The organism is Kitasatospora sp. NPDC056531, assembly GCF_042794375.1.
In the GTDB taxonomy this organism is placed as follows: domain Bacteria; phylum Actinomycetota; class Actinomycetes; order Streptomycetales; family Streptomycetaceae; genus Kitasatospora.
In genome coordinates this window covers 1-12,217 of sequence record NZ_JBHTTU010000130.1, presented here as the reverse complement: position 1 = coordinate 12,217, position 12,217 = coordinate 1, and the positions used below count along the sequence as shown (strand labels likewise).

Genomic DNA, 12,217 nt, shown 5'->3' with positions numbered 1-12,217 from the left:
GAGCTCACAGGCATCACAGATTCGCCGGCGTCCCGGACGGACACACCCCGATTTTCCCGGCCTCACGGCGGCCGGCGCAGCCGGTCTGGGTTACTGACAAGAAAAAGACGCCGACGCCAGCTGGATCGAAGGCCCGCAGGTTCAGGGGCGAACCGTCTCGCACCCAGAAATCCACGCTGCCGCTGGCCTTGGTCTCCACCGGGTCACAGAAGGTCTCCAACCACGGGACCACATCGGCCAGGATGTCCGCGAACCCGCGTGGTTCGAAGAGCCACAGTCCAACTGCCGGTCCCGACATGCTGCCCCCAGAGCCTCGTGGCGCAAGTGCCACCGGACCCGGTTCTACCAGGACCCGGCGGCGGGCGTCTGATCATTTTGGGTCATAGCCCGCCCTGGACGACAGATTCCATGCTGACACGACAGTTAGCCTGCTGAGTCACACTAACGCGCACCACCGGGCCGCAGGCGGCCTGCGGTTCTTTCGCGATCACTCGCAAACTACGGTGCTCCGTCACAGCCATCCGTTGACGGGAACGGCTCGTCACCAGGGCTCGAAAGGGAAAAGGAAGGAACTTGTCGTCATGACTTGCGGCTCTTCGCGAGGCTGGGGTCATGGCTTCCGGGATCTTCCGTGTGTCCCCTCTCGCTGGGGAGACAGCCTCGTCACTTCTTGGCCGGGGCGCTGCCCGCTACAGCCTGGACGACGGCGCCACGTGGCCGGATCCTCCTCACACGCTGAGCCTTGCTCGCCGACTGCGGTGCGAAAGACTGGCGGCATGCCTGCCACCGCCCCTCTCGCTTCCTCGGAAGAGATCCGCACCCACCTCGTCACCCGGCTCAACGATGCCCTCCGCCGGCCGGGGATGTGGGGTGGAGAACTCAGCATCCGGCTGATCCTGGACCACCTTCTGTTCATTGAACGCCGACAGGAGGCGTGGGGCGACGAGCAGCGCGCCCTGGAGCAGCGCAAGGCGTGGACCTCGACGGGCGTGAAAGGGGCGTTCCAGGACTTCCTGCCGGCTGATCACGGTGACAGCGTGGCCTCCGTCTACGCGGAGTTCGCGCACCGGCAGGGATGGCTCAAGGCCGACCGGGTGCTGAACACGGCCGAGTACGCCTCGATGCGCGACACGATCGCCTCGTGGGCCGCCCACGACCGGGTATGGCCCGACGTGACCTCGGCCTTCGGCCCGCCGTCGGTGCTGATCGGCGGCACCAACCCCTCCTACGGGAAGACGCTCGGCTACCTCACCGAGAACGTATCCGCCCCCATGGTGTTCTTCCACCTTTGGAACGGCACCGACCCGGGCACCGAGCCGTCCTGGCCCCCGGCCCATGAACAACCGCTGCTCCTGGCCATCCGCCGTGGTGACGGCCCGTTCGCCGCGAGCTTCACGGTCACTCCGCAGGGACGTCGCCGTCGACCGGGACAAGAAGAGATCCCGGAGCGCCCCGGCTCGTAGCCCGGTCACGCTGGGCGATCCCGAAATGTTGGTCAGACCCGGCCAACTGACCGCAGTTGGGGAGTCTGCCTGCCGCGTCCGCTGACAAGCGATCGACGACGGCGACGTGTTGGCCGAGCACGTTGACGGCGGCCAATGCGCGCAGGCTGCGACACAATCCGATGGAGCCCCTTACGGGTCGGATTTCGCCATCCCGCTGAGCCGATCCTCGTGATCGCCGTACATTCGCTGACACGAACGGAAGTTGAAGGAGCACTTGTGAACGGATACACGTTCGGCTCGGACAGCAGTGTCGGATCGACGCGGGCCCTCGTCGAGGCACGACTGCCGGCCGTACGGGAGCAGCGGCGCCAGCTTGAGGAGCAGCTGGCGGCCCTCATCGCCCAGGAAGACGCGATGGTGGCCGTGCTGGAGGGGTTGGATGTTCTGGCCCAGGCTCCACTCGGGGAGCGGGACCAGGTGCCGGGTACCGCGCGGGTGGGCGTCGCGCACGAGCCGCCTGCCGCCCGGGCGCAGTCGGCGCAGGAGCCCTCTGAGTCGCCCGTTGCCGAGTCCGACTCCGCCGGGGCAACGGCTGCGGGCCGGAGCGCGGGCCCGCGCAAGGCCGTCTCCAAGAAGACAGCAACGAAGAAGACAACCACGCGGAAGGCGGCCGCCCCCGCAAAGCGAGCGACCGCAAAGTCTGTCCCGGGGAAGGCGCCGGCGACGGACGCCCGGGAACAGGATGCGACGCCCGCGCCCGCTCCGGCCCCGGCCGCGAGGAAGGCCGCCCGAGGCGCCTCCAAGAGCACGGACACGACGGCCGCCCGGGAAAAGGCGGCACCCGCGAAAGCCACGGGAGGTGCAGGCAGCCGGATGACGCCCGCGCGCACGGCGGCGGGCCGTCGGCGCCTGACCGACGCACAGAGTGTGCTGGCCGTCCTCGGACAGGGCAAGGGCCCGCTGCGGGCCAGGGAGGTGACCGTCCTGCTCGGACTCGACGACCAGCACGGAGCGCTCGACACGGTGCGCACGATGCTCGAACGCCTCGCCAAGACCGGACGGGCGCAGCGGACAGGCCGCGGCTTGTACGACACGGTCGCCGGCTGACGGCCGTCACCCCTGGCGGACCCGGCCGATTCGGGTGGTGCCGATGGGTACCGTGCAGAGCGCGGGCGTCGCCGTCAGCATCGGTGGCGAAGCCCAGTCCCGCAGGAAGGGGAACCTTCTTCACACGAGCTGTCGGCAGGCCGCGTGTCGTCGCCGAGGCCTGGTGCACCAACTCGGACGCGGCCAACGGCAACTGCTTCCTCAACCCCGTCGGCGCCCACGTTCATACGATGCCATAACCAGCCCCACAGGGGCTCCCTCCGCTTGTACTGTTGACGGCAAGTCACTTACCCGACAGGGGGGTTGCCTTGGACATAATGCTCACCGCCGCAGGCGGTCAGGAGGCGGACGAGCTGCGCTCGCTGCGCACCTGGCTCACCGACGTCGACGAACTGCGCGGCCGGGTCACCTCGGTGGAGAGTCCGCCTGTCCCGGGCACGCTCGGCCCGGTGCTCGACGCACTGGCGGTGGCGCTCGGGCCGGGCGGCGCCGCGACCGCGCTGGCCACTGCGGTCATCTCCTGGATCCGCCAGCGGCGCGGCGAGGTAACTTTGAAGATCAGCCGGCCAGACGGTGCCTCGGTTGAAATCTCGGGCAAGCGCGTCCAGGGTCTGGACGACGGCACCATCCGAGCGGTGCTGGCGGACACCATCCGGATACTGGAGACGGCGGAGGGCGCAGGCGAGGCCGAGGGCCCGCGATGACGGACCTGTCGGGGGCGGGCGTCCGGGTGCTGCTGATCGGCACGGCAACGCACCCGGGCCCGACGCTGACCTCCGTTCCCGCGGTCTCCCGGACCATCGACGCCCTGCGGGATCGTCTGATCAGCCGGTGCGGCGTGCCCGCCGACCAGGTGCGCCTGCTGGCCGACCCGGAGACCGCGCGGGACATGGCCACGGCCATCGCTGAGGAGGCGCAGCAAGCCCAGACCACACTGCTGCTCTACTACCTGGGGCACGGCCTCATCGGCCCTGGCGACGAGCTGTACCTCGCGGCGAGCAGCACCGACCAGCTGACGCCCGGTCTGGCTGCCCATCAGGCGCTGCGACTGGCCGACTTGCGCGAAGCGCTGAGCGCCTGCCGGGCCTCCTCGGTCGTGGTGGTCCTCGACTGCTGCTTCTCGGGGCGCGCCAAGCTCGCGAACCGCTCGCCGCAGCAGTTCACGCTCCCGCCCGCCCACGGCATGTATCTGCTCGGCTCGGCCGAGCAGCTCGCCTTGGCACCCGAGGAAGCGCAGTACACCGCCTTCACCGGGGCGCTGATCAAGCTGCTCGACGAGGGTGATCCGCGCGGCCCGCGCCTGCTGACCCTGGACGCGGCTTACGACTACCTGTTCCGCACGCTGCGTGCCCAGCAGGGCCCGTTGCCCCGTCGCCAGGCCGGCGACCGTTCGGGTGGGCTGGTGCTCGCCGTCAACCCGGCCCAGCCCGAGCCGGTGGGCCCGGTCGAAGAAGAGCCGTCCCCGGGCCGCTGCCCGTACCCGGGCCTGGAATCCTTCGCAGTGGACGACGCGGAGTTCTTCCACGGGCGGGAACGGCTGGTCGAAGAGCTGGTGCGGGCCTGCGGCAAGGCGCTGGCCGGGCGGGAGCCGGTGATCGTGGTCGGGCCGTCCGGCGCGGGCAAGACCTCGGCCCTGCATGCCGGGCTGGTCGCCGCCCTGCGCCGGGGCGTACCGGAGTTACCCGGCTCGGCCGGCTGGCCCAGCGTGCTGCTCACGCCCGGGGCGCACCCGTTGCAGGGCCTGGCCGCCGCGCTGCACCCGGACGGCGTCGCCGGAGCCGAATCCCTGCGTGCGGACCCGGGCTCGGCGGCGGCGCTGGTCGGCGACGTACTGGCGGAACGGCCCGCCGAGCGGCTGGTGCTGGTGGTCGACCAGCTGGAGGAGCTGTTCACCGTCTGCCGGAGCCAGTCGGAGCGGACGGCCTTCCTGACCGCGCTCGCGGCCCTCGCCGCCGACGCCTCGGCCCTGGTGGTACTGGCTCTGCGGGCGGACTTCTACGGTCAGGCTCTGGCCTTCCCTGAGCTGGCGGCGGCACTGCGGGACCACCAGGTGCAGGCTGTGGCGATGCGGCCGGAGGAACTGCGCGCGGCGATCGAGCGGCCAGCCGAGCTGGCCGGGCTGACGCTCGATGAGGGCCTGGCCGACCTGCTGCTGCACGAACTGGGCGCCACCCAGCTCACCGGCCCGGAGCCAGGATCGCTCCCGATGCTCTCCCACACCCTGTGGGCCATCTGGCGGCAGCGCCACGGCGCCCGGCTGACCGTGGCCGGTCTGCGGGCCACCGGCGGGATCACCCGGGCGATCGCCAACACCGCCGACGACACCTACGACCGGCTTGACGAGGCCGGCCGCAACGCCCTCCGCCGGATGCTGCCCCGCCTGGTCCGGGTCGACGACCCGACCGTGGACACCGCCCAACGGGTCGACCGCGCCGGCCTGGTGCACGGGCTGCCCGACCCCGAGGCGGCGGAGCGGGCCCTGCACCGGTTCGCCGAGGCCCGGCTGCTCGTCCTGGACGAGCAAACCGTCGCGCTGAGCCATGACGCCCTGCTGCGCGGCTGGCTGCGCCTGCGCGAGTGGGTGGACGCGGACCGCGACTGGCTGCGCGCCCGTCAGCGACTCGCCGCCGACGCCGAGACCTGGTGGGAGGCCGAGCAAGACCCTTCACTGCTGTACCGCGGCACCCGGCTGGCGGCCGCCCGCGACGGCGCTGCCGAGGCCGGCCGGGCGGACGAACTTCCGCCTCGGCTGGCGGAGTTCCTCGACCGCTCGAAGCAGTACGAGCGGCGCCGGGTCCGCCGCGGGAGGGCGGCGATCGCGTCCCTGGTGGTGCTGACCCTGCTGTCGGTGAGCGGCGGTGGTCTGGCAATCGCCTTCCAGCAGGAATCCCGCGCCCAGCAGCAGCACGCGCTTGCCCAGCTGGTCGCGGCCGAAGCCATCGATCTGCGCAACAGCCAGCCCGGCTTGGCCAAGCAGCTTGCGGTGACGGCGTACCGGCTCGACCCGCAGGCAACCAAGGCCGCGCTGTTCGCCGCGCTGGGGACGGACGGCGTCTTCGACGGCCAGGACCGGGCGACGGACCTGGCCCAGAGCACGGACGGGCGCCGCCTGGCCATCTCGACCGGGAACTCGGTCGCGCTGTGGAGCACGGCGGGCTTCGGCGAAGGCCGTATCCAGCTGCCGGGCGTCGGCCCGGTCGCCCTGAGCCCGGACGGACGGCTGGTCGCCGCGGCCGCCGGTCAGCGGGACAGGGCGACTGTGCGGCTGTGGGACATCGGCGATCCCGCCCATCCCAAGGAACTCGCGATACCCCCGGCGGCCGATAAGTCCGGCGTCACCGCACTGGCCTTCAGCCCGGACGGACACCTGCTCGCCGCCGGTACGAACGGCGGTGCGATCCGGCTCCTGGACCTGTCCGAGCCGGCCGTGCCGAAGCTCCTCCCTGCGCTGACCGGCCACACCGGGGTCGTCGACTCTCTGACCTTCGCCCCGTCCGGCCGCACCCTGGCCAGTGCCGGCGCCGACAGGTCGGTGCGCCTGTGGGATCTCGCCGTGCCCGCCCGGCCGGTCGCCCTGCCGAAACTGGACGGCGGCCCGCTCGCCGACGATCTCCAGCAGAAGCCGCTGCACCGGCTGGCGTTCAGCCCGGACGGGCACCTGCTGGTCGGCCCCGGGGACGGCGACAGCAACGCGCTCCGGATCTGGGACGTGCAGGACCCGGCCCGGCCGCACCTGGCGAAGACCGCAGACCGCGCCGCCGTGCCGGACTGCCGAACGCGCCTTCTCTCGGCCGCGTTCAGCCCGGACGGGCACCTGCTCGCCACCGTCTGCGAGCACTCCGCGGTCCTGTGGCAGGTCAGCACCGATCCGCTCGACGTCGTCGACATCAACACGGTGGAGGAGCCCATCGTCGACGAGGCCACCGACACCGGCGGCACCGCCCTGTTCGCACCCGCGGGCAACCCGCTGCTGGCCAAGCCCGTGACCGGCCTGCTGCTGACCGCCACCGGACGGGGAGTCCACCTCACCGATGTGACCAACCCCTTCCAGTCCGGCGCGGCGGCCAGCCTGGGCCGGGCGCCGAGCGGGTTCGTCGTGCCCGTGGCGTTCAGTTCCGGCCCGCGGCGGCTGCTCGCCTGGGAAGGCGCGAGCGACGGGGCACTCTGGGATCTGAGCGGAGACCCGCCGCACCACCGGCTCGCCGCCCTGCCCGGCAGCGGCCAACCGGGCGCGGGCGGCGTCGCCTTCAGCCCCGACGGCCGCATCCTGGCCACCGGCGAACTGGACCAGAACGGCAAACCCGTGGTCCGCCTGCGCAGCACCGAGCAGCCGGACGTCGCCGTGCTGTCCACGATCGACGACCTCGACAACTCCGCAGGCACCCTCGCCTTCGCTTCCGACGGCCACACCCTGGCGGTGTCCGACACCAATGCCGACCGGGATGGCCGGGTCACCCCGACGGTGAAGCTGTACGACCTGACGGACCGCACGCATCCCCAACAGATCGCCGTACTGCCGGGCAATGTCTTCCGCCTGGCCTTCTCCGCCGACCATCGCCTGCTGACCGGGGGCAGCGCGGACTCGCTGCTGCTCTGGGACACCACCGACCTCCGGCACCCGGTCACCCTGCCGCCGAAGCCGCTCACCACCGGTGCGCTCGTGTCCGAGCCGGCCTTCAGCCCGGATGGCCGCCTGCTGGCGGTGGCCGACGCCGCAGGCGCGACCAGGCTGTGGGAGGTCAACGGCGACCGGCTGGGCGATGCGGACCCGGTGGTCGTGCAGACGCCCGGGACCGGCACCGGGATCTCCTTCAGCCCGGACGGCCGTACCCTCGCCATGACGGGCACGGGAGACAGCTTCGCCGCCGTCGGACCGAGGTACCCGCACATCGAGCTCTGGGATGTCAGCAACTGGCGGGTCCCAACGCTCCAGGCCGTGGTGGCCACGGGTCCGACGGGCGCGGTCCGGCCTTCCGAGATCGCGGTGAGTCCCGACGGGAAGCTCATCGCGACAGTCGGCGCGACCGTGGACATCTGGGGTACGGACCAGCCCGGCACCCTTGAGGTCATCTGCGGGTCCGTAGGCGACACCATCACGAAGGAGCAGTGGCAGCGGTACGTCCCCGGCGGTACGCCGTACCGGAAGCCCTGCCCCTGACTCTGTGGGTGCTGGAAAGTTCGAGTTCCAGCGTGGTCGCGACGATGGGCACGGCGTCGTCCCAGACCCGCCAGCCGTCGTCGTTGTAGTCGCGGACCACCCTGCACCACTGGCCGCGCCAGCAGTCGGCGGACAGGTCTGCGACGGCCTGCTGCCGGTTGGCCAGGGCGGTGGGTCCGGCGTCGGTGACCATCAGGGCTATGGGCGGGTACCCGGCGCGGGTGTGCCCGGGGTAGGCACGGTGCCACCGGTGCACCGTCCGGTCGGCAGGTTCTTCACCGGAGCGGGCCGGGTCGTTGTCGCGGACCTTGACGCGGAACAGCTCGCGGTAGGCGGTGAACTTCGCCGCCACCCGGGGCGGTGCCATCGTGGAGCGGTCCACCTCGACCATCAACACCGGCACGCCGATCTCCGGCGCCTGCCACACACCCGCCCGGCAGCAGGAAGTCGGACTCGCTCGACCAAGAGTGCACCGTACCGAACACGCCCGCGGCCCCGGACGCGGTACCGCCGAGGACGAAGGCGAGCACGGTCTCGTTGACCGCCATCGCGTGCTGGGCACCGGAGCGGCCGGCGCCCCGGGCCGTGCAGCGCGAGGTCGCCGAGCGCCTGCCGGTGCGCCTTGTTCGACGCCGCCTGCGGGCGCAGCAGCCGCTGGAGCTGGTCGGCGGTGGCGGTCTTGAGGACGCCGAGCGCGGCCAGGACGGCGGCGCGCAAGGTCGTGGTCGAGCCGCCCGGGTTGTCGGTGCCGCACCGGTACGCGGTGCGGCCCGGCCGGGACGGCTGGCTGGGCGCGTGCTGCCGCGCTCACGCCTGGCCTGTGGCGGGCGGCGGACTCTCGGGCCACACTTCGAACGCCTGTGTAACCCCCGCCGGCGGTCCGGCACGGAAACGGTCGCGGATCAGCGCCGCGACCTTGACTACAGCATCGGCTCGACCGCCGAGCTCCACTTTCACCGGGCCGGCACCAGCATGTGCGAGGGCAACCGGCCGTGTGGCGGGTTCGGTGATCGGCGCCGAGGTGTCCACCTGCCAGCGGGTGCGGACCACCTGATCGGCGGGTGAGACATAGTCCCCGGCTGTGCCGGGACCCGGGACAGCGATCAGCCTGAACGACTGGCCTACCGCGTCGGCGACCACGTTCGCCACGGGTAGGGCACCGGCGATCGACATGTGGACCATCGCGCTCGGTTCCCGTGAGGGGCCGGCACCGGTCATCGCTCTCCTCCGTGATCGGTTCCCCTTCCAGGGTCTGCCGGTGCCATGCCTGCCGCACCTGGGCGGCGGGGAGTCTCGGCTCCGTGCACAGCGGCCGGCGGCACGACGTCGGCCGAGGCGCGCGTGTGGGCGCAACGGCTACGCCGCCGCGTGTCCTTCTCGCTCCCTGGCTGCGGGATCTCCTACGGTGTAACGTTTTGATCAAGCAGTCGTGGTTCCGAAGTTCTCGCCCGCGGTTCATGTCGTGGGCGTTTTTGCTGTTCAGCGCCTCTCCGGACCAAGGCGATCACCTCCGGGCCCGCAATCGTGGGACCCGATCAGTCCCTCGAGGGAGAAGCGCATGGCTACCGGCACTGTGAAGTGGTTCAACGCTGAAAAGGGCTTCGGTTTCATCGAGCAGGACGGCGGCGGTCCCGACGTCTTCGCCCACTACTCGAACATTGCGACCCAGGGCTTCCGCGAACTCCAGGAGGGCCAGAAGGTGACCTTCGACATCGTGCAAGGCCAGAAGGGCCCGCAGGCGGAGAACATCCGCCCCGCCTGACCTCCAGCGCACGAGCGAGCGCCCCGCGCGGATCCACGTACGGGGCGCCTGTTCGCGAGCCTGGTCCAACGCACACACGAGAGCGGCCGGCTGAAGCAGACCCTCTTCGACTCCATGACGATTGCCGAACGCTGCGATCCGGAGCACGAAGCCGCCGCCGACAGCCTGACGCGTACTCAACCCCGGCACCAGCCAGACTACGCCCAGGCCCCCGTCCCATACAGAACTCTCATCCACCAAGCTGAAAACGCCTGGTCAGCCGGGGCGTCCTCATCGAGCCCGAACCTCGCCTGTTCACCATGCCGCGGCCGACCCCCGATTCGAGCACGTCACGCTGGCTCGTCGGCCCACGCGGTGGCGGGGCGGGAGCGGTACAGCCTCGCGTAGTACCGCCCTGTGCTTTCCCGGCCGTAGGGATCCTGACCGCTTCGCAGCACGGCCGCAACGGCGTGGTTCTGTTCGTCCGGGGTCGCGAAGAGCCGTTGAGGGTGAAGGTCGGCCGGGTCGGAGCGGGTGAGCAGCCCGTATGAGTCCAGGCGATCGATGACCGGCCGGTAGTCGACCGTGCGCAGGATGAAGGCACTGATCCACACGGGGCGGCGAGCCTGGTCCAACAGGGCAGAGATGGTGCGATCGGTCACGTAACTTCCGGCACCGGTGGACACGATCAGGCCGGTGTGCGCCATCGCACGACGCACCGATGCGTTCGGTTCGTCATGCTCGAGGTTGACTGAGCAGGCGTCGTCCAGGAGACCCACGGCCAGTGCGTAGGAGAGCGCGTTTCCCGCGATGTCGAGACCGATGACCGGTACGGCGTGGCGGTGGCGTCGGGCAGCATAGAACTCCTTGTCCCGCTCGGCCAGTTCCTCCGTGGTCAAACACCCCAGCGCGGGGTCGGTGTAGTGGGCATAGAGATCCGCAAGCGTCAGATCGTAGTTGAGCAGGGCCGCGTTGATGCCGTACGAGCAGCACAGATCGAGAACGGCAACCTTGCCCGCGCAGTCGGCCGCCCGATTGCGCTCGACAAGGGTTCGGCGGAACTCCGCCTGCGCGTGGTGCGGGATCTGATACTCGAGCGGGGCCAGCCTGGCGAAGTAGGCCCGAGGATCGGGCTGGTCGTAGATATCGTCGAAACGGGCCTTGCCCGGGACTCGTCCATGACCGAAGGCAGCCTGATCGTTCATCCGGTCTCCCTGCTCAATGCGGTCGCTGCACTCGCGACTCGTCGTGGCTGGATCACCGGATTCAACGAGGCCGACGGGCTGCCACGGCCCCACCCAGCGGAAGATCACCCGAACGATAGCCCTCGTACCGGCGCCAGGCGATGGGATGCGGCGCCGGCCGTTCCAACCAACCGCCGACCGGCGCCGCTGCTGGCCGCCGATCGAGCAACAGCGTCGGGACGACCAGAGGGCGGTGGCCACGGCGAGCAGCGGCGGTGGCCCGGGTGGGTTTCGTGCCACGGCCGGACAGCGCGGGCGGGTCGTTACGGCAGTTGGCCGCTGTGCGCCTACGGGGTCGTCGGATCCTGTGGCAGAGCGCCCGTTTCACCGGCAGGCGCCGGGGTGCCTCCGACGACGGTTCCTTCGCCAGGGACCGCGGCTGTGTCTTCGGCAGCGTCTGTGGCGGTGCGTGCGTCGTCGCCGGTTCCCTCGCCGACGGTCAGGCGGGCGGCGAGCAGCCGCTTGCCCATTTCGGCGCCCTTGCGGCTGTCGGCCTGTGCCTTGCGGAACAGCTCCGCGACCTCGCCGTCGCCCTCCCGCTCGGCATCCTGCTCGGCATCCTGCACGTAAGTCTCCATGCGCAGCGCATTACTCAGGCACGCCTCGACGTACCAGAGCAGGTTGTAGTCCTTGTCCTTGGTGCCGGTGACGTGACCGGTCTCCTCGCCCATGTTCCGATGCTCCTCCCACGCCCCTGGCGGGCCAGCCCCGCCGGCCGGCCCGCAGGACGCGTGGACGCGTTTACCCGAGGGCGCGGCAGCAAACCGCAGCCACGATTGCCCGCGGTCCGGTCCTGGGTCTCAGGACGCGGCTCGCGGCCGTGCGGCCTGCTCCTGGCAGGAGGACCACGTCGGGGTCCAGGACGACCAGGTGGTTGCCGGCGTACGCAGTGATCAGCCCAGCGTGGCGAGGTGGGCTTCGAGGATCAGGTTGCACACCATGCGGGGGCTGGGCGGGGCGCCGTCGCGAGTGCGGCAGACGTTGATGGCCAGGACGCCGCCGGGCAGGCGGGTGCCGCCGCCCACCGCCAGCGTGACCCGCCGCAAGGGGTTGCGCGCCCGATGCCGGGGCCGGCCGGAGTGGGTCAGGGCAGGGCTGTCGCGTGCAGGCAGGGGTGCCGGCCGGCCCCGGGCGCGGCGTCCAGCGGCCGGGACGCCCGCGTGGATCTCCACCCGGAACGTGCCCGCCTCATCGGCGTGGACAGGGGCCCCGTCCGCGGTCCGCTCGCCCGTGGCATGGACGCCGACGACCTTGGGGGGTGCGTGCCCGCCCGGGGTGCCGGGCAGCTGCCCGCGTAAGCGCAGGCGCAGGCGCCTCCACGGGGTCTCACCCGGCTTCGGCGCCAGCCTCGCCAAGGGCGGCGCGCACGCTCGGGAAATGGTCGGCGGAACCCTTCCCCTTCTGCTTCCGACCGGACGGGACACCGTGCTAGTGCCGCATCAGGCAACGTTCGCCCTGTCGGAGGTCCTGCCTGTCGATGGCTTTGGCCGCTGGCGATAATCGTCCGATGAGTGCCATCGAA

10 protein-coding genes and 2 pseudogenes are annotated in these 12,217 nt (G+C 71.2%); 5 read left to right on the top strand and 7 right to left on the bottom strand.

Annotated elements, in window-relative coordinates; all coding sequences use genetic code 11:
- Nucleotides 1-13: 13 nt before the first annotated feature.
- Nucleotides 14-298 carry a DUF6368 family protein gene (locus tag ACFQ87_RS41165; RefSeq protein WP_380616084.1) on the bottom strand — a complete coding sequence of 95 codons (285 nt, stop codon included), beginning with the start codon at nt 296-298 and terminating at the stop codon, nt 14-16.
- A 478-nt stretch (nt 299-776) separates the two neighbouring features.
- Between ACFQ87_RS41165 and ACFQ87_RS41160 the strand changes: the two genes are divergently transcribed.
- From ACFQ87_RS41160 to ACFQ87_RS41145, 4 genes are all read left to right on the top strand, one after another.
- Nucleotides 777-1,463, top strand: a complete 687-nt coding sequence (locus tag ACFQ87_RS41160) for a hypothetical protein (RefSeq protein WP_380616083.1) — start codon at nt 777-779, stop codon at nt 1,461-1,463.
- A gap of 258 nt (nt 1,464-1,721) precedes the next feature.
- A complete protein-coding gene (locus tag ACFQ87_RS41155) occupies nt 1,722-2,552 on the top strand; it encodes a hypothetical protein (RefSeq protein ID WP_380616082.1) in 831 nt (276 codons plus the stop codon).
- 317 nt (nt 2,553-2,869) lie between these two features.
- On the top strand, nt 2,870-3,256 hold the full coding sequence (locus tag ACFQ87_RS41150; RefSeq protein ID WP_380616085.1) for a hypothetical protein: 387 nt from the start codon (nt 2,870-2,872) through the stop codon (nt 3,254-3,256).
- Entirely contained in the window at nt 3,253-7,710 is a 4,458-nt protein-coding gene (locus ACFQ87_RS41145) for a caspase family protein (protein ID WP_380616081.1), read from the top strand. The genes ACFQ87_RS41150 and ACFQ87_RS41145 overlap by 4 nt, the downstream gene beginning before the upstream one ends.
- Here the strand turns inward: ACFQ87_RS41145 and ACFQ87_RS41140 are convergent.
- Complete coding sequence (locus ACFQ87_RS41140) at nt 7,646-8,113, bottom strand: hypothetical protein (RefSeq protein WP_380616080.1); 468 nt, start codon at nt 8,111-8,113, stop codon at nt 7,646-7,648. The two genes, ACFQ87_RS41145 and ACFQ87_RS41140, sit on opposite strands and share 65 nt — an antisense overlap.
- A gap of 404 nt (nt 8,114-8,517) precedes the next feature.
- Nucleotides 8,518-8,928: a hypothetical protein gene (locus ACFQ87_RS41135; RefSeq protein WP_380616079.1), complete on the bottom strand. Its 411-nt coding sequence runs from the start codon at nt 8,926-8,928 to the stop codon at nt 8,518-8,520.
- A gap of 340 nt (nt 8,929-9,268) precedes the next feature.
- On the opposite strand from ACFQ87_RS41135, the gene ACFQ87_RS41130 reads away from it, so the two are divergent.
- Nucleotides 9,269-9,472, top strand: a complete 204-nt coding sequence (locus ACFQ87_RS41130) for a cold-shock protein (RefSeq protein ID WP_153465202.1) — start codon at nt 9,269-9,271, stop codon at nt 9,470-9,472.
- Between the two features lie 329 nt (nt 9,473-9,801).
- Here the strand turns inward: ACFQ87_RS41130 and ACFQ87_RS41125 are convergent, their stop codons facing one another.
- The 4 genes and pseudogenes from ACFQ87_RS41125 to ACFQ87_RS41110 form a co-directional block, all read right to left on the bottom strand.
- On the bottom strand, nt 9,802-10,656 hold the full coding sequence (locus tag ACFQ87_RS41125) for a hypothetical protein (protein ID WP_380616078.1): 855 nt from the start codon (nt 10,654-10,656) through the stop codon (nt 9,802-9,804).
- A 470-nt stretch (nt 10,657-11,126) separates the two neighbouring features.
- Nucleotides 11,127-11,366: pseudogene (locus ACFQ87_RS41120) on the bottom strand (hypothetical protein); the annotation flags it as partial.
- A gap of 222 nt (nt 11,367-11,588) precedes the next feature.
- Nucleotides 11,589-11,741, bottom strand: a complete 153-nt coding sequence (locus ACFQ87_RS41115) for a hypothetical protein (protein ID WP_380616086.1) — start codon at nt 11,739-11,741, stop codon at nt 11,589-11,591.
- Between the two features lie 120 nt (nt 11,742-11,861).
- Nucleotides 11,862-12,119: pseudogene (locus ACFQ87_RS41110) on the bottom strand (DUF6296 family protein); the annotation flags it as partial.
- Nucleotides 12,120-12,217: the final 98 nt, after the last annotated feature.